The sequence below is a fragment of the Raineyella sp. LH-20 genome (genome assembly GCF_033110965.1).
In the GTDB taxonomy this organism is placed as follows: Bacteria; Actinomycetota; Actinomycetes; order Propionibacteriales; family Propionibacteriaceae; genus Raineyella.
Genome location: NZ_CP137003.1, coordinates 2423876 through 2450133, shown reverse-complemented (window position 1 = coordinate 2450133; position 26258 = coordinate 2423876). Strand labels below are relative to the sequence as shown.

The following is a 26258-nucleotide window of genomic DNA, read 5'->3' as shown; positions in this document are numbered from 1 at the left end:
TGTCCGCCGCGCATGCGTGACGCAGGATGATTGCATAGTTGGCATCGCTGACTAGCTGACCTAGCTGACCTACCAGAGGAGGGGCGATGACATCGCTTCAGGTCCGCGATCTGCCGGAGGACGTCCACACTGCACTCGTCCGCGCCGCCGCAGCGGAACACCGCAGTGTCGCCCAGCAGACCGTCGTCGAACTGCGGAAGGCGCTGCAGGTGACCGCGACCGATCGTGCGCGACGTCAGGCGCTGCTCGACAGATTGGCGGCTCAGCCGCAAATGGATTGGGAAGGGCTGACGGAGCCTGCCGATCTGATCCGTGAGGATCGCGATCGATGATCGTCGTGCTCGACGCCAGCGCTGCCGTCCACGTCGTTCTCAACGGGCCGAAGGCCGGGTTGATCACCCCCGCGCTCAGCTCCGCGGACGCGGTCATCGCTCCCGATCTGCTGTCCGCCGAGGTCGGGAACGCGCTGTGGAAGTACGTCCGAGCAGGCCAACTCGACCTCGACCGGGCACTGACGGGACTGGCCGATGCCCTCGACCTCGTCACGGACCTCCTGCCACTGTCGACACTCGGCGCAGAGGCCCTGAGTGAATCGGTGCGCCTCGACCATCCGGTCTACGACCTGCTCTACGTCGTCGCCACCCGGCGCGCCGCGGCCACTCTCCTCACCGTCGATCGTCGTCTCGGGGACCTGGCGCGCCGGGTCGGAGTCCGGGTCATCGGGACGAGCGGCTGACAGGCCTCGATACGGTACGGATCACCTTTCCAATTTTCTGCACCGCAGAAATGAGTATGGTCCACCATCCGACCGACAGGCGATGGCCACCCGGTTGCCCGGGTGGCCATCGTCATGGAGCGGAGGAAGCGAGGCCGTCAGCGACCCGCGGTCTCCCGCTTGCGCCGGGTCGCACCGGCCGAGGCACCGTTGATCCTCTTGAACCCGCTGACGGTGTTGACGGTCGCACCGTCGCCCTTGACCGGGGTCTCACCGGTCTCCGAGCCGGTGGCCGGCAAGCCCAGGGCCGGGCCGGTCTCGGCGGATCCGCCGCGGCCCCCGCCGACGGCTCTGATGATCATGTCGATGAAGCTCGACTTGCCGCGCAGCTTGCTGATCACGTCGAAGGCGACCGCTCCCAGCAGCACGAGGCCCTTGATGATCTGGATCCAGTTGGAGTCGACCGACATGTTGGCCAGGCCGAGGTTGAGCACGCCCATCACCAGACCACCGATCATCGAGCCGGCGACGGTGCCGACACCGCCGGCGACCGCGGCACCACCGATGAACACGGCGGCGATGGCATCCAGCTCGAAGTTCTGGCCGTCCTTGGGATTGGCCGCGTTGAGATAGGCGGTGAAGACCATGCCGGCGATCGCGGCGAGGAAGCTCATGTTGACCATCACGAAGAAATCGATCTTCTTCGTGTCGACACCGGACAGGCCGGCCGCGTGCCGGTTGCCACCGACCGCGTAGATGCGGCGCCCGGTGACGGTCTGCTGGGTGACGAAGGTGTAGGCGATGACCAGCGCGAGGAGGATCAGGCCGACAACGGGCACGCCACGGTAGGAGGCGAGCAGCATGCCGAAGATCATGATGAGGGCGCCGAGCACGACCAGCTTGATCACGGAGCCGACCATCGACGGCAGGGGCATCTCGTGCTGCTTGAGGTCGGCCCGGCGGCGGAACTCGAACCAGACCATGGCGACGACGGCAAGGATGCTGAGCAGCAGGGTGATGTTGTGGTAGCCGGTGTTCGGGCCGACCTCGGGCAGGTAGCCGTTGGCGATCTTCTGGAACGCCTCCGGGACCGGGATCGACTGGGCGTTGAGGATCATCAGGTCGAGGCCGCGGAAGAGCAGCATGCCCGCCAGAGTCACGATGAAGGCCGGGATGCCGACGTACGCCACCCAGAAGCCCTGCCAGATGCCGACCAGGATGCCGAGCGCCAGGCCCAGCAGGATCGCCGCAGGCCACGGGAAGTGCCAGGAGTACATGCTCGTGGCGACCGTGGCGCCGACGAAGGCACAGACCGAGCCGACCGACAGGTCGATGTGGCCGGCGATGATCACCATCACCATGCCGATGGCGAGGATCAGGACGTAGCCGTTCTGCACCAGCAGCGAGGTGACATTGCGAGGCTGCAGGAAGAGCCCGTTGGTGAGGAACTGGAAGAGGAGGACGAGCAGGCCCAGGGCAATCATCATGCCGTACTGGCGGAGGCCGCCCCCACCGACCGCGTCGCGGAGCTTCTTCAGGACCGAGGTCCCGCTGCTCCCCGTCTCGGAGCTGATCTTTGCCATGTCAATCGGCCTTTCGCTGGGTCATGTAGCGCATGAGAGTCTCCTGGTCGGCGTTCTCACGCGGGACGTCGGCTGTGATGACTCCGGCCGACAGGGTGTAGATGCGATCGCAGATGCCGAGGAGTTCCGGCAGCTCGGAGGAGATCACGAGCACGCCCTTCCCGGAGTCCGCGAGCTTGTTGATGATTTCGTAGATCTCGTACTTGGCCCCGACGTCGATGCCTCGGGTGGGCTCGTCGAGGATGAGGATCTCGGGGTCGGTGAAGATCCACTTGCCGAGGACGACCTTCTGCTGGTTGCCGCCCGACAGCTTGCCGACGCCCTCCTCGATCGAGGGGGCCTTGATGTGCAGCGACGTGCGGTACTCGTTGGCGGCCTTGATCTCGAGGTTGGCGTTGAGGACGCCGCGCTGGGAGATCTTGCGGAGCTTCGCGGACGGGATGGACCGCCGGATCGTGTCGATGAGGTTGAGGCCGAGCACCTTGCGGTCCTCGGTGACGTACGCCAGACCGTCCTCGATCGCTCCCTCGACGGAGCGCAGCTTGAGCAGCCGCCCGTCGAGACGGGCCTCGCCGGACACCTTGTGGCCGTAGCTCTGCCCGAACAGGCTGCGGGCGAACTCCGTACGCCCCGCACCCATCAGGCCGGCCAGGCCGACGATCTCGCCGCGGCGGATCGACAGGTTGGCGTGCTTGACCACGAGTCGGTGGGGATCGTCGGGGTGGGCGACGGTCCAGTCCTTGACCTCGAACATCACCTCGCCGACGTGCGACTCGTGCGGCGGGTAGCGGTGCTGGAGGTCGCGGCCGACCATCCCGCGGATGATACGGTCCTCGTTCACCTCGCCGGCCTCCACGTCGAGGGTCTCGATGGTGTGGCCGTCGCGGATGATGGTGATCGAGTCGGAGATCTGCTCGATCTCGTTCAGCTTGTGGCTGATCATGATGCTGGTGATGCCCTCGGCCTGCAGCCCCTTGAGGAGGCCGAGGAGATGCGTGCTGTCGGTGTCGTTGAGGGCGGCGGTGGGCTCGTCGAGGATGAGCAGCTTCACGTCCTTGGCGAGCGCCTTGGCGATCTCGACGAGCTGCTGCTTGCCGACGCCGATGCCACGGATAGGCGTGTCCGGGCTCTCGTCCAGGCCCACCATCCGGAGGTACTTCAGGGCACGAGCCCGGTTCTCCTGCCAGTCGATCACGCCACCTTTGGCGTGCTCGTTGCCGAGGAACATGTTCTCGGTGATCGTGAGCTCAGGGATCAGGGCGAGCTCCTGGTGGATGATGACGATGCCGGCGTGCTCGCTCTCCCGGATGTTGCGGAAGTGGCACTCCTGGCCGTCGTATTCGATCTCGCCCGTGTAGGTGCCGTACGGGTGCACCCCGGACAGGACCTTCATCAGGGTGGACTTACCCGCGCCGTTCTCGCCGCAGATGCTGTGGATCTCGCCCCGGCGCACCTCGAGATTGACGTCGGACAGGGCCTTGACCCCGGGAAACGTCTTCGTGATGCCGCGCATGGACAGGAGGGTGTCGGTCATGATGCCTTCCTCGTGGTGCCGACGTGGTTTCCGGTACGGCCGGGAGCCGGGTCACAGCCCCCGGCCGTACGGAATCCGGACTACTTGAGCTGGTCGGCCGTGTAGTACTTGGCGTCGGTCAGGACCTGCTGGATGTTCGACTTGTCCACGGAGACAGGGTCGAGGAGCATCGTCGGGACGACCTTCACGCCGTTGTTGTACGAGGAGGTGTCGTTCGTGGTGACGGTCTGGCTGCTGGCGATCTGCTGGATCATGGTGACCGTGGCGTCGGCGAGCTTGCCGGTGTCCTTGAAGATGGTGGAGTACTGCTCACCCGCGAGGATGCTCTTCACCGACTCGAGCTCGGCGTCCTGGCCGGTGACCACCGGGAGCTTCTTGCCGCCGGAGCCGTAGCCGGCGCCCTTGAGGGCGGCGATGACGCCGCGGGAGATGCCGTCGTACGGGGACAGCACACCGTTGACGTCAGCCGAGGTGTACGACTTGGTCAGCAGGTTCTCCATCCGCTTCTTGGCGGTGGCGGCGTCCCAGCGCAGGGTCGCCACGGTGTTGAAGTCGGTCTCACCGGAGCGGACCTTGAGCTCACCGGAGTCGATCTTCGGCTGCAGGACGCTCATCGCACCCTTGTAGAAGAAGGTCGCGTTGTTGTCGTCGGGAGAGCCTGCGAAGACCTCGACGTTGTACGGCTTGGGGGCACCGCTGGCCTCGAGTCCCTTGACCAGGGACTCACCCTGCTGCACGCCGACCTTGTAGTTGTCGAAGGTGGTGTAGTAGGCCACCGCGTCGGTCTCACGGAGCAGGCGGTCGTACGCGATCACCGGGATGCCGGCGTCCTTGGCGTCCTTGAGCGCACCCTTGAGGGCCACACCGTCGATGGCGGCGACGACGAGGACCTGGTTCTTCTTGGTCACCATGTCGGAGACCTGGGTCACCTGGGTCGGGATGTCGTCGTTGGCGTACTGGAGGTTCACCTTGTAGCCGGCCGCCTCGAGGGCGTTCTTGATGTTGTCGCCGTCCTTGATCCAGCGTTCGGACGTCTTGGTGGGCATCGCCACACCGATCGTCCCCTTCGTCGTGGTCGAGCCCGCGGGTGCCGAGTCCGTGGACCGGCCACAGGCGGCCATGGCGAGGGCCATGATTCCCGCGAGGATGATCGCAAGAAGCTTGCGCATGATTGCTCTCTTTCCCCGATCACGCATCGTTGCGAGATCGGATCGAGCCTGCCCGGGATCCCCCGGGGAGGCGGTGGGTCGTGCCTACTGCCCCGGAGCGAGGAGGCGGCAGGTGGCGGTCCGGCACGTTGACTGCACGGGACGGCCGGCTTGTTTGGCCCCGAGCCAGATCCTCGAGCGAGGGCCGGTCAGGACCGGCCGTTCGTCGAAGCGCTGGACAGGAGGGTGTCGGAACGAGTGGTAGGTCGCGGGATCGATTGACTCCACCGCACACGCTCGCGAATGCGACGGCGACATTCGACCCCTGAAGCGGTCCGCGGGAACCCGGGCCGTCCTGGTCCGATGTCACCATGTTACCGGTAACATCGACCTGTAGCAGTATTTTCACACCCTGCACCCGGGCTCTGTCAAGCCCTGCGCGAGAGGGGACTGCAGGTGGCGCCGATCCGGCTCCGCTGCGACCGCAGAGCGACGCTACCGGACGGGTTCATCCACCGAACGCGAGGGGCTGCACCCCGCCGAGCCGCGGCGGACGACCGTCGACCGACGCTTGACTCCCACAAAATGTTACCGGTAACATCCTGGATGACGCAGGCCCTACAAGGGTCCGGACAAGGGAGTCAGTCATGCGCCGCGCGACCCGCCCGAGGGCCGCCGCGACGCGCACCCTGTGGCTGCACCACCATCATTGCCGGGACCCTTTGGCGGCCTCTGTCGCCGCGGCACGGCCGCCCGCACGGAGCGGGCCGAGACCCCCGGCCACGGTGCACCCATCTGACGAAGGAAATTTCCCATGCCCGGACGAAGCATCATCGCGGATCTCTCGACGCGTAAGGTCTGGTTCCTGATCGGCAGTCAGGAGCTGTACGGGGAGGATGTGCTGCGGCGCGTGGCCGAGCAGTCCCAGGCGATCGTCGCCCAGCTCAACGCCGCCGCGGAGATCCCCGTCGAGGTGGTCTGGATGCCCGTCCTCAAGGACACCGAGGGCATCGTCCAGGCCGTCCGCGAGGCCAATGCCGACCCCGAAGTCATCGGCGTGATGACCTGGATGCACACGTTCTCGCCGGCGAAGATGTGGATCCGCGGGCTGCGTACGCTCCAGAAGCCGCTGCTGCACCTGCACACCCAGGCGAACATCGAGCTGCCGTACGCCGACCTCGACTTCGACTTCATGAACCTCAACCAGTCCGCGCACGGCGACCGTGAGTTCGGCTACATCCTGTCCCGCCTCGGCGTGCAGCGGAAGTCGGTCATCGGCCACGCGTCCGATCAGCGCGTCGCCGCCGAGATCGGCGCTTGGTCGCGGGCCGCCGCCGGCCTGGCCGCCCTCCGGGGGATGAAGGTCGCCCGCTTCGGTGACAACATGCGCTATGTGGCCGTGACCGAGGGTGACAAGACCGAGGCCGAGACCGTCTTCGGGGCGTCCATCAACACCTGGCCGGTCAACGACCTGATCGCCCGCGTCGACGCGGTGAGCGAGGAGCGGATCGACGCGCTGGTCGCCGAGTACGACGAGCTCTACGACGTCGTTCCCGAGCTGGGGCCCGACGGCGACCGCCGCGAGTCGCTCCGAGTCGCCGCGCAGCAGGAGCTGGGCCTGCGGGACTTCCTCGAGGAGGGGGGCTTCCAGGCGTTCACCGACAGCTTCGAGGACCTCGGCACGCTGCGTCAGCTGCCCGGTATCGGTGTGCAGCGACTCATGGCCGACGGTTACGGGTTCGGCGCCGAGGGTGACTGGAAGACCGCCATCCTCATCCACCTCGCCGCGGTGATGGGCGCCGGCCTGCCCGGCGGCGCCTCCTTGATGGAGGACTACACCTACGACCTCACCCCCGGCGACGAGGTGATCCTCGGGGCGCACATGCTCGAGGTCTCACCCAACCTCACCACAGATCGGCCCACCCTGGAGATCCACCCGCTGGGCATCGGCGGCAAGGAGGACCCGTGCCGGCTGGTCTTCACGGCCGACCCGGGCCCGGGCGTCGTCGTCGCCATGGTCGACGTCCGCAACCGCTTCCGGCTGATCGCCAACGCCATCGATCTGGTCGAGCCCCGGGCGGCACTCCCCCAGCTGCCCGTCGGCCGCGCGCTGTGGCAGCCTCGGCCGGACTTCGTCACCTCGGCGAAGGCGTGGCTCGCCTCGGGGGCGGCGCACCACACGGTGATGAGCACGGCGCTGACGCCGGAGGTGTTCGTCGACTTCGCCCGGATGGCCGGGGTCGAGATCGCCCTGATCGACGAGCACACGACGATGCCGGTCTTCGAGCGCACCCTGCATCTGGAGTCGACCTTCCGTGGAGGCCCGACGCCGGCCGGTATCGCGTAATGTGACAAGAAGCCTGCGGGTCCCGGCGTCGACTGACACCCGGGGCCCGCACCGTCAGGGAGAGGATCGTACGATGCCGGCTGAGGGTGGCAGGGCACCGAGCATGCGCGACGTCGCCCGCGTGGCGGGGGTGTCGCACCAGACCGTGTCACGGGTGATCAACGACAGCCCGCAGATCCGGCCGGAGACCCGCGAACGGGTCCAGGCCGCCATCGCCGAACTCGGATATCGACCCAGCGCCGTCGCCCGGGCCCTCGCCCACGGGCGCACCCGCCGGATCGGGATGATCATCGAGTCCACGAGCCACTACGGCCCGATCAGCATGCTGCGCGGCAGCGAGGTCGCCGCCCGCAAGGCGGGCTACTCGTCCACCACCTACACGGTCACCCCCGACTCGATCGAGGACTTCCGGGAGGGCGTGGACTTCCTCACCGGGCAGGACGTCGAAGGGCTGGTGGTGATCGTGCCCCGGACCGAGACGCTCGAGTCCCTCGGCCAGCTGGACCTGCCGGACTCCTGCGTGCTGCTGGGCTCGCTCGCCGGCCGGGCCGACGACCCGGCCCGCGACCTCGGACTCCCCCGGGTCGGCGTCGACCAGGCCAAGGGCGCCCGGCTCGCGGTCCAGCACCTGCTCGACCAGGGCCACCGTGTCATCGGCCACGTCACCGGCCCCAGGGACTGGCTCGATTCCTGCGCCCGTGAGGCGGAGTGGCGCTTCGTCCTCGAGCAGGCCGGCCTGCCGACGCCGACGCCCGCCCGCGGGGACTGGAGCCCGGACGCCGGCTATGCCGCCGCCGACCAGTTGCTGGAGATCCCCGACCTGACCGCGGTCTTCGCGGCGAACGACCAGATGGCGCTGGGACTCATCCACGCTCTGTCGGATCGAGGACTGCGGATCCCCGAGGACATCAGCGTGGTGGGCTTCGACGACATCCCGGAGAGCCCGCACTTCCGCCCGCCCCTGACGACGATCCATCAGGACTTCGAGACGCTCGGTGTCGCCGGGGTCACCGTGCTGCTGGCGCTGCTCGGGGAGGACGTCCCGGCGATGCCGCGCCGGATCGACCCCACCCTGGTCATCCGGGAATCCACCCGGGCGGTGTAGCGGACGCCGGCACCCCAGCGGACGCCGGGCGGGACCCGCCGACGGTGGCACGTCGCGTCACCGGCATGCTACGTTTTCGACGATCGTGATCCATCGGCAGGAGGTGAGTCCCATGAACGCTGTATCCGCAGTGGGTGCTCCCCCGCCAGCCACGATCGCGCGACTGAGGTAGTCGCCACACCGGGAGCGCCCGTACAGGCACCTCGCGAAGGGCGACTCCCATGAACACCACACCTACTCCCACTCCGTACGGCGCTACGACGACGAGTTCCGACCGACCGACGTCCGACCAGGACCAGCCGCAGGTCGACGCCACCGGGCGAGTGCCCGGAGGCGAACGAGCCCTGGTCCTCGGAGGCGGAGGATCCACGGGCAACGCCTGGCTGATCGGCGTCATCGCCGGTCTCTTCGAGGCCGGACTGGACGTGACCGGGGCCGATCTGACCATCGGGACGTCGGCCGGATCCACGGCCGCGGCGCAGCTCACCGGTGCCTCCCCCACCGAACTGCTGGCCGCCATCCTCGACGCCGCACCCCGGCAACCCACCGGCCCGGGCGGATCCGCCGGAGGACGCGTGGGCAATCGACCGGTGACCGACCATCTGGAGCGGCTGAGAGCCATCATCGCTGCCGCTGACGATGCTGCCGATCTGCGCCGCCGCATGGGTGTGGCCGCGCTCGAGGCGGCTGCCGCGCAGGGCAGCTCCCGACAGGAGGGCTGGCGCGAAACCGTCGCCGCGCGCCTGCCCGGCCGGCACTGGCCGGAACGTACGCTGCTGATCACCGCGGTCGATGCCCGTAGCGGTGCACCCGTCGTGTTCGACCGCCACAGTGGGGTCGACCTGGTGGACGCCGTGGCCGCCAGCTGTTCCAGCAGCTTCGCGTACGCCACCGGCGAGGGCCGGTACATCGACGGCGGCTACCGCTCCAACGCCGAGAATGCCGATCTGGCAGCCGGATATGCCCGGGTGCTGGTGCTGTCGCCCTTCGGCGGCCGATCGCTCCACCCCCAGGAGTGGGGCACGCACCTGTCCACCCAGGTCGAGGACCTGCGAGCCCACGGCAGCCGGGTCGAAACGATCGTCCCCGACGACGACTCCGAGCACCTGTTCGGCGCCCATGCCATGGACCTGTCGCTGCGTCCGGCGGCTGCCCGCGCCGGCTACCGGCAAGGCCGGGCCTGTGCCGAGCAGCTCGCTGCATTCTGGAGGTGATACCGAGGGGATCCGCCCGGCCGATCGGTGACGGTCGGGCGGATCTCTCCTGCCGCGTCAGAGCCGCTCGACGGCCGCTCGTTCGACGTCCAGACCGCGCTGGAAGCGCTCCATGAACGCGGCGAAACCAGCAACATCGGCCGGATCGGGGTCCATCGCCGCCAGCTGAGCCCCGGCGAAAACCGTCGTCCGCAGATAGTCCGGCAGCGACTCATCGCCAGCCCGGTCACGCAGGAAAGCCGCCAGCACCGCGATACCCCAGGCCCCACCCTCACCCGCGCTCGACCCGACCGTCACCGGCGCATCAAGCGCCGCAGCGAGGATCCGCTGCCCCACACCCTCGGTCCGGAAGAAGCCCCCGTGGCCGTACATCGACGTGATTCGTACGCCCTCGGCCGTCAGCACGTCCATCCCGAGCCGCAGCGTGCCAAGCATGCCGAAGAGCTGGGCCCGCATGAAGTTGGCCAGGTTGAGCGTGCTGTCGGGAGTCCGGACGACCATCGGGCGGCCCTCCGCCAGGCCGACGTTGTGCTCACCGGAGAGGAAGTTGTACGTCACCAGACCGCCCCCATCGGCGTCGGCGGACAGCGCCGCCCGAAACAGGGTCTCGAACACCCGCGACGGCTCGGCGGGCGCGCCCAGTGCGGTGGCGAACTCCCCGAAGACCCCGGCCCAGGCGTCGACCTCGCTGGCACCGTTGTTGCAGTGCACCATCGCGACCGGGTGACCCGACGGGGTGGTGACCATGTCGAGCTCGGGATAGCGCTGGCTGAGCTCGCGCTCCAGGACGACCATGGCGAAGATGCTGGTGCCGGCGCTGACGTTGCCGGTCAGTGGCGCGACCGAGCCGGTGGCGACCATGCCCGTCCCCGCATCGCCTTCCGGCGGACACATCGGGACACCGGGCTGCAACGCGCCGGTCGGATCGAGCAGCCGCGCACCGTCCGCCGTCAGCGTGCCGGCGTCCTCACCGGCCGACAGCACGGTCGGCAACAGGTCCCCGAGCCGCCACGGCATGCCCTCCGCGGAGGCCACCTCGTCGAACCGGTCGACCATCCCGGCGACGTACGTCCCGGTCGAGGAGTCGATCGGGAACATGCCGCTGGCATCACCGACGCCGAGCACCCGCCGGCCGGTCAACCGCCAGTGGACGTAGCCGGCCAGCGTGGTGATCTGAGCGACCCGGGAGACGTGCTCCTCGCCGTCGAGCATCGCCTGGCGCAGGTGGGCGATGCTCCAGCGCTGCGGCACGTGGAAGTCGAAGAGCTCGGTCAACTCGTCGGCTGCCCGCCCGGTGGAGGTGTTGCGCCAGGTCCGGAATGGGACGAGCAACTCCCCCGCCTCGTCGAAGGCCAGGTAGCCATGCATCATCGCGGAGACGCCCAGGGCACCGAGGCCGGTCAGTTCCAGGTCGAAACGGCGGCGTACGTCGGCGACGAGGTCGGCATAGCAGGCCTGTACGCCCGCCCAGACGTCCTCCAGGGCGTACGTCCAACGGCGATCGACGAACCGGTTCTCCCAAGCGTGACTACCCACCGCGATCGGCTCGTGGTCGGGGCCGATCAACACGGCCTTGATGCGCGTCGAGCCCAGCTCCATGCCGAGCACCGCCCTCCCCGCGGCGATGGCCTCCCGGGCCTGGTCCGTGATGGGGTCGATCATCGTTGATCCTCCTGGTCGTTCCTGGTGGTGGCGGCACGACGTCCACCGACGACACGAGCATGCCACGCCAGCACACACGTTCCGCACAGAGGTGCACTGGACCTCGTACGACGACAATGTTACCGTTCACATGAGCGGAGGAACAGCCCCCCGGACCTTTGGGCAGGGGCCCTCCGTCCCGGACCCACACACGAGACCGGGCATCGGAGCCCGGCACAGGGAGGCACCCATGTCCCAGACCCCCGCGCCCAGCACGACAGCCCCTGCCGGGGTCCCCGACGAGCTGCGCGCCGTCGTCGACCGCCTCAAGGCCGAGGTCGCCGACCTGCACGCCGAGCTCCCCCGCAACGCCCTGGTCGTGTGGACCGCGGGCAACGTGTCCGCCCGGGTCCCGGGGGCCGACCTGATGGTGATCAAGCCGTCCGGCGTCTCGTACGACGACCTCAGCCCCGAGGCGATGGTCGTCTGCGATCTCGACGGCACTCTGGTCGAGGGTGACCGCAAGCCCTCGTCCGACACGGCCGCGCACGCGTACGTCTACCGGAACATGCCGGAGATCGGCGGTGTGGTCCACACCCACTCCGACTACGCGACCGCCTGGTCGGCCCGACGCGAGCCGATCCCCTGCGTGCTGACGATGATGGCCGACGAGTTCGGCGGGGAGATCCCGGTCGGTCCCTTCGCGCTGATCGGCGATGACTCGATCGGCCAGGGCATCGTGGAGACCCTGCGCGCCAGCCGGTCCCGCGCGGTGCTGATGGCCAACCACGGTCCGTTCACCATCGGCGCGACCGCCCGTGAGGCCGTGAAGGCCGCCGTGATGCTCGAGGACGTCGCCCGTACGGTGCACTTCGCCCGCCAGCTCGGCACCCCGGTACCGATGCAGCAGGCCGACATCGACCGGCTCTACGACCGCTACCAGAACGTCTACGGGCAGTGACGTCTGCGGGCATCTGAGCCCGGGGACCCGGACCACAAGGCAGCGGGGTCGGTCGTCCGAGGACGGCCGACCCCGTCGCTGCTCAGCGTGCGGAGCTCACTGTGGCGAGGTCACTGTGGCGAGGTCACTGTGGCGAGGTCACTCTGCCGAGGTCACTGTGCTGCCGTCACCCTGTGCGAGGTCACCGCGTCAGGTCCCCTCGAGGGGAGCCTCGACCCGGTCGAGGGCGGCCTCCGGGTCCGGCCCGGGCGTCGCGTCCACAGCCCCCCAGATCGCCGGGATTCGTATCTTTACATCCTTCAAATGTGGTCCGACTATGGAGTCGTGACCACGTCGTCCGGGACGAGTGTCGGCGAGTGGCAGGAGCACCTGCACCGCGCGGGGTTGCGCGTGACCCCGGGCCGTCTGGCCACGCTCACCCACCTGGAGGCGCATCCGCACAGTTCGGTCGCCGAGATCCTCACGGGGCTGACCGAGCGGTTCCCCACCCTGTCGGTCCAGTCGATCACCAACATCACCCGGGACCTGGCTGCGGGTGGCCTCGTCCGGCGGGTCGACCTCCCCGCCTCGACCAGCGCGCGCTACGAGACCCGGGTCCACGACAACCACCACCACATCCAATGCGTGGTCTGTGGCCGGATCGAGGACCTCGATTGCGTCATCGGCCAGGCCCCCTGCCTCACCCCCTCGCAGACCCACGGGATGCGCGTCCTCGAGGCGCAGGTCACCTTCCGCGGGGTGTGCTCGGGGTGCGAGACCGCCCTGGCCGACGCCGCGGCGGCCGACGGTACGCCTCCCGTCGACCCTGCGACGGCCGACCGTACGACACCGACCGGCCGTACGTTCCCCCTGTCCCCCTCCGGTTCCGCCGACCGCCCGTGAGCACCCCTTCGTACGAAAGGCTGACAACGATGTCCGACGACCCGATCCCCCAGCTGCCCCACCCCACCGAAGCCTCGGCCAATCCGTCGTGGTGGCCGCACCGGCTCAATCTCAAGATCCTGGCGAAGAATCCGCAGGAAGCCGATCCGATGGATCCCGGCTTCGACTACAAGCAGGCCTTCCTCGGCCTGGACCTTGCCGAGGTGAAGCAGGAGATCGCCCGCGTGCTCACCACCTCGCAGCCGTGGTGGCCCGCCGACTTCGGCAACTACGGGCCGCTGATCATCCGGATGGCCTGGCACAGCACCGGCACCTACCGCGTCTTCGACGGCCGCGGAGGTGGCGGCACCGGCCAGCAGCGGTTCGCCCCGCTGAACAGCTGGCCGGACAACATCAGCCTTGACAAGGCGCGCCGGCTGCTGTGGCCGGTGAAGCAGAAGTACGGCCGCGCGCTGTCCTGGGGCGACCTGATGGTGCTCTCCGGCAACGTCGCCCTGGAGATCATGGGCCTGCAGACCGTCGGCTTCGGCGGTGGCCGCCCCGATGTGTGGGAGCCCGACGACGACGTCTACTGGGGCGCCGAGCCGACCTGGCTGGCCGACGATCAACGGTTCACCGGCGACCGGGAGCTCGACAAGCCACTGGCTGCCACCCACATGGGCCTGATCTACGTCAACCCGGAGGGTCCCGAGGGGGTGCCCGACCCGCTGGCCGCCGGCAAGGACATCCGTACGACCTTCTCCCGGATGGGGATGACCGACGAGGAGACCGTCGCGCTGATCGCGGGTGGCCACACCTTCGGCAAGACCCACGGCGCCGCGCCGGACGCCGAGCACCTCGGCCCGGCCCCCGAGGCGGCTCCGATGGAGCAGCAGGGCCTGGGCTGGAAGAACTCGTACGGCACCGGCGCCGGCGACGACACGATCACCAGCGGCATCGAGGTCACCTGGACCTACCACCCGACCCGTTGGGACGACGAGTTCCTGCACATCCTCTACGCGTACGAGTGGGAGGTCGTCAAGGGACCGGGCGGCCACTACCACTGGCGACCGAAGCAGGGCGGCGAGGACATGGTGCCGATGGCCCACTCGGAGGGCCGCCGCGAGCCGCGGATGCTCACCACCGACGTCGCGCTGCGGGTGGATCCGATCTACGGGCCGATCGCGCAGCGGTTCAAGGACGACCAGCAGGCGTTCACCGAGGCGTTCGCCCGGGCATGGTTCAAGCTCACCCACCGCGACATGGGCCCGAAGTCCCGCTATCTCGGCGCCGAGGTGCCGACCGAGGACCTGATCTGGCAGGATCCACTGCCGGTCCGTGACCACCAGTTGATCGACGCCGGTGACCTGGAAACGCTGCGCCGGGCGGTGCTGGCGTCCGGGCTGAGCGTCGCCGACCTGGTGTCGACCGCCTGGGCCTCGGCCGCCTCCTTCCGGGGCAGCGACAAGCGGGGCGGCGCCAACGGCGCCCGGATCCGCCTGGAACCGCAGCGCAGCTGGGAGGTCAACCGTCCCGGCGAGCTCGCCCGGGTGCTCGAGACCCTGGAGGCGATCCAGCGCGACTTCAACACCACGCAGGCCGAGCAGAACACCGGCAAGCAGGTGTCGTTGGCCGACCTGATCGTGCTGGCCGGGGACGTCGCGGTGGGCACCGCGGCCGCCGCCGGCGGCGTCACGGTGCAGGTGCCGTTCACCCCGGGTCGTACGGACGCGGTGCAGGAGCAGACCGACCTCGAGGCGATCGGCTACCTGGAGCCCAGCCACGACGGCTTCCGCAACTACCTCAAGGAGGGCGTGCACCGGATGCCGGCCGAGCACCTGCTGGTCGATCGCGCCAATCTGCTCACCCTGACCGTCCCGGAGATGACCGTGCTGGTCGGCGGGCTGCGGGTGCTCGGGGCCAACTGGGACGGATCCTCCGACGGCGTCCTCACCGATCGGCCAGGCACACTGACGAACGACTTCTTCGTCAACCTGCTCGACCTCAACACGGTCTGGGCGCCGGCGGACGAGGAGTCCCGGACGTTCCGCGCCACCGATGCGACCACCGGCGAGGCCACCTGGACCGGCACCCGTGTCGACCTGGTCTTCGGTGCGAACTCCGAGCTGCGCGCCGTCGCCGAGGTGTACGCCAGCGACGACGCCAAGGAGAAGTTCGTCCGCGACTTCGTCGCGGCCTGGGTGAAGGTGTCGGAGCTGGATCGCTTCGACCTGCGATGACAGAAGCGATGGCCCCGGCTCTGATCAGGGCCGGGGCCATCGCACAGGACCGGGCACGCTCAGGAAACGCCAGTCAAGGACCGCCGTTCAGGGGGACTTCACAGCGACATCTGCCGTGGCCAAGGTCACGGGAAGATTACGATGGCGCCATGCAGTCCCGCCTTCGTCCTGTGCCCGAGCCGACGCCGTCCACCCGTGACGACGGGCCGCTCGCCGGAGGAAGGCGCTGATGGGGCGGGCCCTTCTGGTCCTCGGCACCTACGTCGTCACCGCCACACTGGCCGTCCTCACCTTCACCCACCACGCACGGCCCACCGACGAGTACGCAACCCTGCGTCTGGTCATCTTCCTGCTGTTCATCCCCAGCCTGTTCAAGTACCTCGTCCAGATCTGCGTGGCCCCCTGGTACGAACTGACGGCGTGGTGGCGCGCCCGGTGCAGCCGGACGCCCGCTCGGAGGGCACGCACCTACCAGCCCCGGATCTCGGTGATCGTGCCCGCCTGGAACGAGGAGGTCGGGATCCTCACCACCGTACGATCCGTCCTCGCGAGTCGCTACCCCGACGTCGAACTGATCGTCGTGAACGACGGGTCGACCGACGGGACGGACCGCGTGATGCGGGCCTTCCTGCACGAACACCAGCTCTCCGGACACCGCATCCCGATCATCTACGACGTCCAACCGAACGGAGGCAAGGCGACGGCCATCAACCACGGGATCGGCCTCGCGTCGGGCGAGATCGTGATGACGGTCGACGCCGACAGCGTGCTCCGGGCCGACGCCCTGACCAACATCGTCCGGCGTTTCGAGGACGAGCGGGTCATGTCGGTCGCCGGCAACGTGAAGATCGGGAACCGAAGCCACACGCTGGGGCTCGTGCAGCAGCTCGAGTACCTCTACGGCTTCTACTTCAAGAAGGCTGATTCGCTGCTCAACTCGATCTACATCGTCGGCGGCGCGGCCGCGGCGTACCGGCGTTGGGTCTTCGACGAGGTGGGAGGGTTCGATCCCTCGATCATCACCGAGGACATCGAGATGTCCACCCGGATCCAGGCGGCCGGCTACGCGATCGCCTACGCAGCGGACGCCGTGGTCTACACCGAAGGAGCCGAGGATCTTCGCGGTCTCAGCCGGCAGCGCCTCCGGTGGAAGTACGGTCGGCTGCTGACGTTCGCCAGATATCGCTGGCTGTTCTTCAGCCTCCGGCGCCATCACAGTGCACCACTGACGCTGCTGATCCTGCCTGTCGCCGTGATCTCGGAAGCGCTGCTGCTCCTCGAGTGGGCGCTGCTCGCGATCTTCTTCTGGTACACCGCGCACACCCAGGACTACGCGCCGATCCTCCTCTACGCGGGGCTCACCGCCGTGCTCGTCACCCTCCAGGTGCTGACCGACCCGGAACGCCGACAGAACCTGAATCTCCTGCTCCTGGCTCCCGGGGCGTGGTGCGTCCTCTATCTCGTCGACGTCGTGGAGTTCCAGGCACTCGCCCGTAGCATCCTGCGGATCATCCGCGGCGAAGGTGTGACGTGGCAGCGGTGGAACCGCTGTGGCGTCTTCCAGTCCGATGCGATGGCCGTTGCGAGCGCGCCGGTCACCGAAACCACCGCTCACTGGGCCCCGCCGCCGCGATGAGCGACCTCCGTGGCGGCGCTCCCGCCGGCCGAAGCCACCGGATCGGTCGTTTCCGGACCGTACGGGGGCGCCTGGAATACGTCGAGGCGTACGAGGCGGCGATGGCCGCGCTGCCGATGCAGGTGGCCGGCCCGCTCGGGGCCCGTCTGGAGCGTTTCTGGGCTGAGTCGGAGAGATAGCGTCCCGCCCGACGCCTCACGGTGCCAGGATGGAGGCATCTCGACAAGGGGGACGTGATGGCGAAGAAGCGTTGGCGGGACCTCACCAAGGGACAGCAGGCGGCGATGCTGGCACTGGCTTCGGTCCAGCTCTCGTTGGCCGCGACGGCGTGGGCGGATCTGGCCCGCCGCCCTGCGAAGGACGTCAGAGGCAGCAAGGGCGTCTGGGCCGCGGTGATCGCGATCGACTTCATCGGCCCGATCCTCTACTTCCTACGCGGCCGCCGGAAGGACTGAGCGACGGGATGCTTCACCGTCCACCCCTGCCGCCGTTCGGCCCTCCCACCCCTCGCCTGCTTGCTAGCCTGACCGCGTGACACGCAAGCTCTACACCGGTCCGCTCGTCGATGTCTCGTTCGACGGGGAGATCTGCCAGCACGCGGCGGAATGTGTCCGCGGGATGCCTGAGGTGTTCGACACTGCGGCTCGCCCGTGGATCAACCTCGCCCCGGCCTCGACCCCGGAGGGCGCCGCCCGAGTGATCGAGGTCGTCGGCCGCTGCCCGTCGGGTGCTCTGCGGATCGAACGCGGCGCCGAGCACGCCGGGTGACCGATCCCCTCGCCCTGGCCGAACAGATCGACGCGGCACTGCGGGCCCAGGCCCGCCCCGGGCGGGCGGCCGCCGAGAAGGCCTACCTCAAGAGCGACCTGGAGCATTACGGCACCCCGATGCCGGCGATCCGTGCGACCGTACGCACCCTGGTCGGGCGGGGCCGGCTCGCGCACGACGACCTGATCGCGCTGGTCGAGGCGCTCTGGGCGGTCCCGGTCCACGAGCGTCGGGCGGCCGCGGTGGAGGTGCTGGTCGCGTCCGTCGGATTGCTGCGGGCCGACGACATCGCACTGCTCGAGCGGCTGCTGCGCGCGTCGGGCACCTGGGCCCTGGTGGACAGACTTGCCGCGTCGGTGGTCGGCTCGCTCGTCGAGCACGACCCGACGCTGAGCGCGGTGGTGGATCGTTGGGCCACCGACGACGACTTCTGGATCCGCCGCTCTGCCCTGCTGGCCCTCCTGGGCCCCCTGCGTCGAGGCGACGGCGACTTCGACCGGTTCGCCCGCTATGCCGACACCATGCTGGAGGAGAAGGAGTTCTTCGTCCGCAAGGCGATCGGCTGGGTCCTCCGCGACACCGGCCGCCGACGCCCGGAGCTGGTGTTCGACTGGCTGCTCCCCCGCGCCCGGCGGGCTTCCGGAGTCACCGTACGCGAAGCGGTGAAACCGCTCAGCGCGGCGCAACGCGATGCGATCACGGCGGCACAGCGATCACGGCGGCCCGACGATCCGCCGGGACGAGCAGCGCCTCCCGACCGGCTGCACGACCGCCTCACCTAGGCTCACAGCATGCTTCTTCACGTCGACGCCATCCTGTTCGACATCGATGGCACCCTGGTGGACTCGACGGCGGCGGTGACTCGCACCTGGCGCACCTGGGCCGGGGCGCACGGCTTCGACGCCGAGGAGATCCTGCGCGTCTGCCACGGTCGGCGCAGCGAGGACACCATCGCCGACTTGCTGCCCGCGGAGCACCGTGCGGCCGCGGTGATCGAACTGGAGCAGATGGAACTCGCCGATCTGGGCGACGTGATCGCCCTGCCCGCGACGCAGCGACTCTTGCCCCTGCTGCCCGCACATCGGTGGGCGGCGGTGACCTCCGGGTCGCGACGCCTCATGCTGGCGCGGCTGGCGGCGGCCGGCCTGCCGACGCCCGAGGTGCTGGTCTCGGCGGAGGATGTCGCGGTCGGCAAGCCCGATCCCCAGGGCTACCTGCTGGCCGCCGCAACCCTGAGCCTCGACATCCGCCGCTGCCTCGTCGTCGAGGACGCCCCCGCCGGGATCCGCGCCGGGCGCGCCGCCGGCGCCCAGGTGCTGGCGGTCGCGACGTCCCACCCGGCTGCGGAACTCAGCGCCGCCGATCAGGTCATCGCCGACCTGACCGCCTGCCGGGTCGAGTCGACCGCCGAGGGCCTGGTCGTCCGGACGACCGACCAGGCCGACGAGGCTCACCGGCCCCCGACAGGGCTCACAGCACGCTGAAGCCGCTCGGCAGCCCACTCCGTCCGGTCATCGCCAGCACCAGTCCGATCCGCTGCTCGGCCGGCGCCATCGCCGCGCCGAGGGCGATCGCCGGGACAGTCGCCTCCACCAGGGCGGCCGGGACCGGCTGACCGGTGGCGCGGGCCAGATCGATGCCGTGCACGGTGAGTTCGAAGGCGCGGGTCGGCAGGTAACCCTTCAGCCACATGGTGCCGAACGGGCACTCGACCAGGCAGTCGTCGGGGGTCCGCTCGACCAGGGGGATGACGCGATCCGCGATCGCCCGGACGGCCGCCACCGGATCCTCGCCGAGGGCGATGCCTGCCTGTCGTCCGCGCTCAGCTATCCCCTGCGGATCAGCGGAGGTGGCACGTACGGCGATGAAATAGTCAGCGGCTGTGGACAGCTCCGGTGGGGTGGTCGGCCCGGGTCGGAGGTAGGACTCGATGGTCACGAAGGCCCGCGCCGAATGCCCCAGGAGGGAGCGTACGTCCCACTCCCCCAGCCCGGGATCGCCGAGGGCGGATCGATCGATCCGCTCGACGACCTGCAGATAGCCCGCCGCAGCGGTGGTGAACCAGGTTCGAGCATCCATGGCCCCAGTCAAGCACCGGACGGTCCACGGCCGGTCTCGCCGCTCCACGGGTCGGTCGACGTACGCTCAGTCGTCCGACGCGAGCACAGCCTTGACGCCCGGCTCACCGGCCGCGGCCGCCGACAGCGCCGACCGGTAGTCACGGAGCGGGAACACCTGTGGTCGCGGGGCGGTCAGCTCCCCGGTGCTCACCCGGCGGAGGACCTCGCCGAGGATCTGCCGGTAGCCGGCTCGGTGGACGGCGACGCTGACCGGCACGGACACGATCCGCTCACTCGGGCGGGCGAACCGGTGCAGGCCGGTGAGGAGGGCACCCCTCGCGGCGGCCGCGCGCTGCCGGCCCGGGACTCCGCCGAAAGCGATCCGTACGATCCTGCCGTCGCCGCGGACGGCGCGCCGGATCGAGCGGTCACCGGTGTGGTCGATCACCCCGGCGACGCCACCCCCAGACGCGGCGATCACCCGGTCGATCCAGGTCGGGTCGCGGTAGTCGACCACCGTTGCCCCGAGGTGTTCGGCCAGCGGGCCCGAGCGCGTCGAGGCGGTGCCGTAGACCGTACGACCGGCCGCGCGGGCGATCTGCACCGCCCAGGCGCCGACGGCGCCGCCGGCACCCTGGACGAGGACGGCACCCCGATCCGGGGACAGTGCCCGGAGGGCGAGGCTCGCGGTCACTGCATCCAAGGGCAGCGTCGCGGCCGTGGCACTGTCCAGACCGTCCGGCACCGGCACCAGCAGGGAGGGGTCGATCGCGACGAGGGTGGCGTGGGCGCCCATCCGGGGCAGGATGCCGGTGACCCGCTGCCCGACGGCGAATCCGGTGTCGGTGCCTGCCGGGAGGGACTGGATGGTGCCGACGACGTCGTAGCCGGGGACGAACCCCGGCAGCGGGTGCAGCACGTAGTCTCCCCGCACCGCCATCGCATCGGTGATGCCGACCGAGGCATGGGTGACCTGCACGAGCGCGCACCCGAGGAGCCGGCGGTGTGAGAGGGTCTCCCCGCTCGGGGACGGGGCTGCTCCGAACCGGTCGACGCGAAGGACGTGTCGATCCGGCCCCTCCGGATGAGGTGTCATGTCAGCCGCGTACCTCGTGACCGAGGCCGACGAGGAACCTGGCGATCGCCTCTTCGGGAGTCGGCACCGTGCCGAACACCTGGCCTTGTCGGGTGGGGTCGGCGACGTATTTGCCACTGTCGAACCAGTCGATCATCGCCTGCATGTCCGCGGTCATCGTCCACGTCCGGCCGCCCGAACCGCCTGCCGGTCGTGGCAGGTCCGCCGCGGCGCCCACCTCGATCCGCCGGCCGAGGAGTCGGGAGGCGATCTCGGCGACCTCGGACGCGGAGACTGGGCGGGTCCAGCCGATGTCGATGCGCTCGCCATCGACGCCGGGTGCGTCGACCGCCTCGGCCAGGTAGCCGGCCAGGTCGGCGGTGCGGACGAAGGTCATCACCGCGTCGGGCCGCCCTGTCGGGATCAGTCGTCCGGTGGCGAAGGGGTCGGCACCGTAGCGGGTGAAGTTGTCGAGGAACGCGCCCGGGCGCAGCGCGACGAACGGCATCCCGATCGCCTCGAGGTGGTCTTCGGCCAGCTTCTTGTGCCAGAAGTGGGGGACCTCGGGGGTCTGGTCGCAGGTGAGGATGCTGGTCAGGACGAACCGCCGGACACCCGTACGGGCGGCGGCCGTCCCCAGGTTCGCCTGGCCGATGGTGTCGACCTCGTCGGCGTTCGGCAGCCCGCGGGTGTATCCGGCGGCAGTCGTGACCACGGCGTCCGCACCGGTCATCGCGGTCTCCAACGACCCGAGATCGAGCATGTCGCCGCGCGAGACCTCGACGCCCAGTGCCTCGAGCCGGCCGGCGTCGGTCCCGGGGCGGACCAGCGCCCGTACGCGTCTGTTCCGTGCCAGCAGTTCGTCGACCACCTGGCCACCGACGTAGCCGGTGGCCCCGACCACGAGGACGGGTTGGCTCCCACTCATGATGAGCTCCTCTCCGGCGGTGCCGGCAGACGTGACCGATGTGACGTGGCAGCCACCTCATCTCCAGTGTGCGCGGCTCCACCTGCCACCGGCAGACCCGAGGCGGCCCCGCCCCCGGACGATCCGGACGACGGGGCCGCTCCGCGGGTGCTACCTGCCGAGGAGCTGGGCGACCAGCCCGGCCGCCTGCTCCTCGAGCTGGGGGTTGGCCTCACGCAGCGCCGCGATCACCTGCGGGATGTCCGCGGGATCGATGTGCCGCTCTTCGAGCACCGTACGGGCCCAGTCGAGGGCCGGGCCCGCATCCTGGATGTTCGCCGACTGGAGGAGACCACCGAGGGCCTCCATCGGGTTGCCGTTCTCACCGGAAATCATGTTGCCCAGATTGCTCAGATCCATGGGCCCAGCCTGACACATGCCGGCACTGTGACGACAGCGCCGAGCCGCGACGGTCGGAACACCCCTGCTCGCACGGCCGCAGGCCACCGGAAAGGAAGCACGAGCGCCGCCAGACGTCCAGCCTGGCGGCGCTCGGGGCCCACCCCTTCAGGGAGACTCCGCAGATCAGTGCTGACCCGGCGACCGGGTCAGCACCGCATCACTTGTAGTGCTTGATCTGGGCGAACGGGCCGGAGACGGCGAAGGTGATGCCCGGCTCCTGGAAGGCGAAGAACAGCGTCTTGCCGTCGGGCGAGAAGGTCACGCCGGTGATCTCCGAGATGCCCTCGGCGGTCGGCTTGATGATGTCGCGCCGGTTGCGGGCGAGCAGCGAGGTGCTGCCGTCCTCAGCCACGGCGAGGACGTTCTGGCCGCCGTTGGAGTCCTCCGAGATGATGAGGCCACCGAAGGGAGAACCAGTGATGCCGTCCGGACGGTCCGGCACCGAGTCCTCGGCGCCGCCACCGGCGACGACGGTCGGGTAGTAGACCTCGAGCTCGAGGGTGGAGGTCATCGGGTCGTACGCCCAGACCTGGCCCTCGTGGAAGCCGTCGGCGAAGGACACGACGAAGTGCGCCTTGCCGTTGCCGAACCACGCGCCCTCGATCTTCTGGCTGCGGGTGACCTGGTCGTTGGCGAGCTGCTTGCGGGTCGAGGTGGTGGTGGCGTCCGGATCCGGGATCTTGACCCACTCGACGTCGAGCACGGTGCCGACCTTCGAGAACGGGTGCAGCGTCGGCTGCTGAGTGCCGTTCAGGAAGCAGTTCATGGCGTAGAGGTCACCATCGCCACGGAGACCGCCGTACTGCGCCTTCGGCGACACCAGAATGGCCTTGTAGAACAGGCCGAACGGACCGGAGGCGTCCTCGGTCAGGTAGACCTCGAGGGTGCGCGGGTCGACGACCGCGGCCTCGTGCGGGAAGCGACCGAGCGCCTTCAGCGGGAACGGGTTCTTGTTGTTGTCCTTGTCGAACGGGTCGACCTCGAACACGTAGCCGTGAGCCTTGGTGGCGCCGTTCTGACCGATCTTCGGGGACTCGGTCTCCTCGCAGGACAGCCAGGTGTGCCACGGGGTGGCGCCGCCGGCGCAGTTGGAGTAGGTGCCGGCCAGGCTGACGTACTCATCGACCGTGGCGCCCTGCTTGTCGAGCGTCACGGTGCTGGTGCCGCCGTTGGCAGCGTAGATGGACGTGCCGTTCACCAGGCGGGCGCCGGCGTCATAGACGAACTCCGGATCGGCCGAATCCTGGGCCGCGATGCCAGCGGTGGTCGGTGCGTCGTACTGCTCGTGGTTGCGCACCATGACGAGCGACTTGTCGGCGCCGGCGAACACGGCGGCACCGTCGAAGCGGTCCGGCAGGCGACGGCCGTCGCCGGGCATGATGTCGCCGACCTTGGAGACGACCTTGTAGCTGAAGCCGCGGGGCAGGTCGAGCAGGCCGTTCGGGTCGGTGATCAGGTCGCCGAACGCATTGACGGTGCCGGTGCCGCTGGCGATCTTGCCGGGGGCGGCCATCGCCGCCGGAGCCTGGGCGATGCCGGAGAAGGCAACGAGGCCGGCGCTGATCGCCGAGCCCTTGAGGACGCTTCTACGAGTGAGAGCCATCGAGCTCTGACCTCCTGGAGTCATGGGGTGCGCGGGTGAACTACCAGGGAAACTTAAAAGCGCATAAGTAGCGGCTGGATGACAACCCGATGACATGCGCCAGGCGCCAACATGAACACCCTGTGCCCGAGATCACACCTTGGCAGGTCAGATCCACTCCCGTACGGCTGTCAGCGGTGGTAATGCGGCAGCTGGATCCGGAAGGTGGCGCCCTCGCCGGGTGGTGACTCGGCACGGATGTGCCCGCCGTGCGCTTCGACGATGGCCCGGGCGATCGCCAGACCGAGCCCGCTTCCACCGCGATCCCGCGAACGGCCTTCGTCGACCCGGTGGAAGCGCTGGAAGATGTGGGTGAGCTGGTCCGGCGGGATGCCCGGCCCGGTGTCGCTGATCGCCAGGTCCAGCAGGCCGTCGTACGCCCGGGCACGGACGGCGATGGTGTCGCCGGCCCGCGTGTGTCGTACGGCGTTGCGCACGATGTTGCCGATGACCTGGGTCAGGCGCTCCGGATCGACGTCCAGCGTTCCCCCGACGGCCTCGACCGAGAACCGGCGGTCGCCGTACAGCGGAAGGTCCCGCCGCAGGTCCTCGAAGTAGTCGTCGAGATCCACCGCACGGGGCTCGACCAGCTGCCCCGCCTCCACCGTCGTCAGGGTGAGCATGTCGCCGACGAGCCGGTCGATCTCGTCCAGCCGCCGGAGCAGCGCCACCGTGCTGCGGTGCTCGGGACGTCCGGTCAGGTCGCACTCCAGCAGTTCCACCTGGGTCCGCAGCACGGCCAACGGAGTGCGCAGCTCATGGGAGGCATCCGACACGAAGTCGCGCTGCCGAGTGAAGGACTGCTCCAGCCGGTCCAGCATGCCGTCGAACGCGGACGCCAGGGTCTCGACCTCGCGGCCCGACGCGTCGGCGCCGGCGCGCACCGACATGTCGCCCGCCTCGATGTCGCGGGCGATTCCGGCCATACGTCGCAGCGGCGCGGCGATCACCCCGGCGAGCCACAGCCCGGCCACGGCCGCAAGCGCCGTGGTGATGGACCCGACGACGACGAACGTCTGTCGCAGGCTGGCTCGCGCACGCTCGATCGGCCGCTCCGAATCGGCGACGCGAAACACCCCGGCCTGTCCGCCGGACGCCTCGATGGGCTCGACGAGCACCCGCATGGCACCCACGCCGGCGACCTCGACCGACGACCGCCCCGGCGGAGCGTTGATCAGCCCGACATGTGCGTGATCACGGACCGTCTGCTGCCGCTCGAGCTCGACCACCGGTGCGTTGTCGGTGATGACGGGCCCGCCGGTGACGTCGAAGACGACGATCAGCGAGGCGGGGTCGAGGCGTTGCCTCTCGAGAAAGCGCCGCGCCAACGAGCGCAGGTCGGTCACCCCCGCGGCCTCGCCCTCGGCACGGAACTGGTTCCACTCGCGCAGCTGCCGCTCGAGGTCGGAGTCGATCTGGGCGCTCATGTGCCGGCCGGTGTCGGCGTAGAGCGCGAGGAAGCTGGCGGTGACGCCGACCACGGTGACGACCACGATGGCCAGGGCGAGTTGGGCGCGGAGTCCCAGGTGCGTCAGGCGGCTACGCATGGCGGGTCGAGAGCCGATAGCCGACGCTCCGGACCGTCTCGATCGGCGACGGGTCCCCACCGCGGCTGGTCCATTCACCGAGCGGGCCGCCGTTGTCGACGCAGAGCTTGCGGCGCAGGTAGCCGATGTACACCTCCAGCACCTTGGTGCCCGGGTCGAAGTCGAGCCCCCAGACCGCGTTGAGGATCTGCTTGCGCGACAGCACCTGGTCGGGATGGCGCATCAGGAAGGCCAACAGGTTGAACTCGCGAGTCGTCAGATGCACGTCGTGCCCGTAGCGTTGCACGCGACGGGTGCGCAGATCGAGATGAATGCCGGCGTCGTCCAGGGCGGACGAGACGGGCTGGTTGGGGCCGCGCAGCTGCGCGCGCACCCGGGCCAGCAGCTCCTCGAGCGAGAACGGCTTCGTGACGTAATCGCTGGCGCCACGGTCCAACCCCTCGACCTTCTGGGCGACCGTGCCGCGGGCCGTCAGCACGATAACCGGAAGGGTCGGCAGGCGCTGACGCACCGTGCCGAGCACCTCCAGCCCGCTCTTGCCCGGCAGCATGAGGTCGAGGAGCACCAGCGCGAAGTTTCCGGTCAGCGCCAAGGACTCCCCCGACGGACCGTCGTAGGCGACGGTGACCGCGTGTCCCTCTCGTCGCAGCACCTTCCGGACCCCGTCAGCCAGGGTCCGTTCGTCCTCGATGACCAGGAGCCGCATGGCGCCGATCGTAATGACGGCTGGTGTCACGAGGACCGTGCGCCGCAGGGACGGGCTCACTGAGGTCGACCAGTGGGCGTGCATCGCCGGAGAGGACCGTACGCCG

The 26258-nt window shown here is 69.3% G+C and carries 25 protein-coding genes; 14 read left to right on the top strand and 11 right to left on the bottom strand.

Translation table 11 applies throughout. The annotated features are described in order from the left end of the window. Positions 1-86 precede the first annotated feature (86 nt). Positions 87-332 carry a FitA-like ribbon-helix-helix domain-containing protein gene (locus R0146_RS10725; RefSeq protein ID WP_317689504.1) on the top strand — a complete coding sequence of 82 codons (246 nt, stop codon included), beginning with the start codon at positions 87-89 and terminating at the stop codon, positions 330-332. After that, on the top strand, positions 329-736 hold the full coding sequence (locus tag R0146_RS10720; RefSeq protein ID WP_317689501.1) for a type II toxin-antitoxin system VapC family toxin: 408 nt from the start codon (positions 329-331) through the stop codon (positions 734-736). The genes R0146_RS10725 and R0146_RS10720 overlap by 4 nt, the downstream gene beginning before the upstream one ends. 137 nt (positions 737-873) lie before the next feature. Here the strand turns inward: R0146_RS10720 and mmsB are convergent, their stop codons facing one another. The 3 genes from mmsB to chvE form a co-directional block, all read right to left on the bottom strand. Further along, entirely contained in the window at positions 874-2298 is a 1425-nt protein-coding gene (mmsB, locus tag R0146_RS10715; protein WP_317689498.1) for a multiple monosaccharide ABC transporter permease, read from the bottom strand. A 1-nt stretch (position 2299) separates the two neighbouring features. Continuing rightward, positions 2300-3832, bottom strand: a complete 1533-nt coding sequence (gene mmsA / locus R0146_RS10710; protein ID WP_317689495.1) for a multiple monosaccharide ABC transporter ATP-binding protein — start codon at positions 3830-3832, stop codon at positions 2300-2302. 80 nt (positions 3833-3912) lie between these two features. Then, positions 3913-5001 carry a multiple monosaccharide ABC transporter substrate-binding protein gene (gene chvE, locus R0146_RS10705; protein ID WP_317689493.1) on the bottom strand — a complete coding sequence of 363 codons (1089 nt, stop codon included), beginning with the start codon at positions 4999-5001 and terminating at the stop codon, positions 3913-3915. A 793-nt stretch (positions 5002-5794) separates the two neighbouring features. Here chvE and araA point away from each other — a divergent pair. The 3 genes from araA to R0146_RS10690 all read left to right on the top strand — a co-directional run bounded on the left by araA (position 5795) and on the right by R0146_RS10690 (position 9646). Continuing rightward, positions 5795-7327, top strand: coding sequence for an L-arabinose isomerase (gene araA / locus R0146_RS10700; RefSeq protein ID WP_317689491.1), 1533 nt, complete (start codon positions 5795-5797; stop codon positions 7325-7327). A gap of 73 nt (positions 7328-7400) precedes the next feature. Next, on the top strand, positions 7401-8432 hold the full coding sequence (locus R0146_RS10695; RefSeq protein ID WP_317689490.1) for a LacI family DNA-binding transcriptional regulator: 1032 nt from the start codon (positions 7401-7403) through the stop codon (positions 8430-8432). Positions 8433-8653: 221 nt separating this feature from the next. Continuing rightward, positions 8654-9646: a patatin-like phospholipase family protein gene (locus R0146_RS10690; protein WP_317689487.1), complete on the top strand. Its 993-nt coding sequence runs from the start codon at positions 8654-8656 to the stop codon at positions 9644-9646. Positions 9647-9703: 57 nt separating this feature from the next. Here R0146_RS10690 and R0146_RS10685 read toward each other — a convergent pair whose 3' ends face one another. Further along, complete coding sequence (locus R0146_RS10685; RefSeq protein ID WP_317689485.1) at positions 9704-11308, bottom strand: xylulokinase; 1605 nt, start codon at positions 11306-11308, stop codon at positions 9704-9706. Between the two features lie 229 nt (positions 11309-11537). Between R0146_RS10685 and R0146_RS10680 the strand changes: the two genes are divergently transcribed. From R0146_RS10680 to R0146_RS10640, 9 genes are all read left to right on the top strand, one after another. After that, positions 11538-12248 (top strand): L-ribulose-5-phosphate 4-epimerase, encoded by a 711-nt coding sequence (locus R0146_RS10680; protein WP_317689482.1) that lies wholly within the window; start codon positions 11538-11540, stop codon positions 12246-12248. A 324-nt stretch (positions 12249-12572) separates the two neighbouring features. Beyond that, complete coding sequence (locus R0146_RS10675) at positions 12573-13130, top strand: Fur family transcriptional regulator (RefSeq protein WP_317689480.1); 558 nt, start codon at positions 12573-12575, stop codon at positions 13128-13130. A 29-nt stretch (positions 13131-13159) separates the two neighbouring features. Continuing rightward, on the top strand, positions 13160-15349 hold the full coding sequence (katG, locus tag R0146_RS10670; protein ID WP_317689478.1) for a catalase/peroxidase HPI: 2190 nt from the start codon (positions 13160-13162) through the stop codon (positions 15347-15349). Positions 15350-15578: 229 nt separating this feature from the next. Then, the gene (locus R0146_RS10665) at positions 15579-16985 is read left to right on the top strand and encodes a glycosyltransferase family 2 protein (RefSeq protein WP_317689476.1); all 1407 of its coding nucleotides are present in this window, start codon (positions 15579-15581) and stop codon (positions 16983-16985) included. Next, positions 16982-17164: a hypothetical protein gene (locus tag R0146_RS10660; RefSeq protein WP_317689474.1), complete on the top strand. Its 183-nt coding sequence runs from the start codon at positions 16982-16984 to the stop codon at positions 17162-17164. Before R0146_RS10665 ends, R0146_RS10660 begins: the two co-directional genes overlap by 4 nt. Positions 17165-17221: 57 nt before the next feature. After that, positions 17222-17440 carry a PLDc N-terminal domain-containing protein gene (locus R0146_RS10655; RefSeq protein ID WP_317689471.1) on the top strand — a complete coding sequence of 73 codons (219 nt, stop codon included), beginning with the start codon at positions 17222-17224 and terminating at the stop codon, positions 17438-17440. A gap of 76 nt (positions 17441-17516) precedes the next feature. Next, positions 17517-17753: a (4Fe-4S)-binding protein gene (locus R0146_RS10650; protein WP_317689469.1), complete on the top strand. Its 237-nt coding sequence runs from the start codon at positions 17517-17519 to the stop codon at positions 17751-17753. Further along, positions 17750-18535, top strand: a complete 786-nt coding sequence (locus tag R0146_RS10645; RefSeq protein ID WP_317689467.1) for a DNA alkylation repair protein — start codon at positions 17750-17752, stop codon at positions 18533-18535. Before R0146_RS10650 ends, R0146_RS10645 begins: the two co-directional genes overlap by 4 nt. 9 nt (positions 18536-18544) lie before the next feature. Next, positions 18545-19237: an HAD-IA family hydrolase gene (locus tag R0146_RS10640; protein ID WP_317689464.1), complete on the top strand. Its 693-nt coding sequence runs from the start codon at positions 18545-18547 to the stop codon at positions 19235-19237. Here the strand turns inward: R0146_RS10640 and R0146_RS10635 are convergent. From R0146_RS10635 to R0146_RS10605, 7 genes are all read right to left on the bottom strand, one after another. After that, positions 19224-19832, bottom strand: coding sequence for a maleylpyruvate isomerase N-terminal domain-containing protein (locus R0146_RS10635; RefSeq protein ID WP_317689460.1), 609 nt, complete (start codon positions 19830-19832; stop codon positions 19224-19226). The two genes, R0146_RS10640 and R0146_RS10635, sit on opposite strands and share 14 nt — an antisense overlap. Positions 19833-19898: 66 nt before the next feature. Then, on the bottom strand, positions 19899-20792 hold the full coding sequence (locus R0146_RS10630; RefSeq protein ID WP_317689458.1) for a zinc-binding dehydrogenase: 894 nt from the start codon (positions 20790-20792) through the stop codon (positions 19899-19901). A gap of 118 nt (positions 20793-20910) precedes the next feature. Further along, positions 20911-21816, bottom strand: coding sequence for an SDR family oxidoreductase (locus R0146_RS10625; RefSeq protein ID WP_317689455.1), 906 nt, complete (start codon positions 21814-21816; stop codon positions 20911-20913). A gap of 150 nt (positions 21817-21966) precedes the next feature. After that, complete coding sequence (locus tag R0146_RS10620) at positions 21967-22215, bottom strand: hypothetical protein (protein WP_317689452.1); 249 nt, start codon at positions 22213-22215, stop codon at positions 21967-21969. Between the two features lie 199 nt (positions 22216-22414). Then, complete coding sequence (locus R0146_RS10615) at positions 22415-23860, bottom strand: alkaline phosphatase PhoX (RefSeq protein ID WP_317689449.1); 1446 nt, start codon at positions 23858-23860, stop codon at positions 22415-22417. A gap of 170 nt (positions 23861-24030) precedes the next feature. Further along, positions 24031-25446 carry a sensor histidine kinase gene (locus tag R0146_RS10610; protein ID WP_317689447.1) on the bottom strand — a complete coding sequence of 472 codons (1416 nt, stop codon included), beginning with the start codon at positions 25444-25446 and terminating at the stop codon, positions 24031-24033. Continuing rightward, positions 25439-26236 (bottom strand): response regulator transcription factor, encoded by a 798-nt coding sequence (locus tag R0146_RS10605; protein WP_317689445.1) that lies wholly within the window; start codon positions 26234-26236, stop codon positions 25439-25441. Before R0146_RS10605 ends, R0146_RS10610 begins: the two co-directional genes overlap by 8 nt. Positions 26237-26258 lie beyond the last annotated feature (22 nt).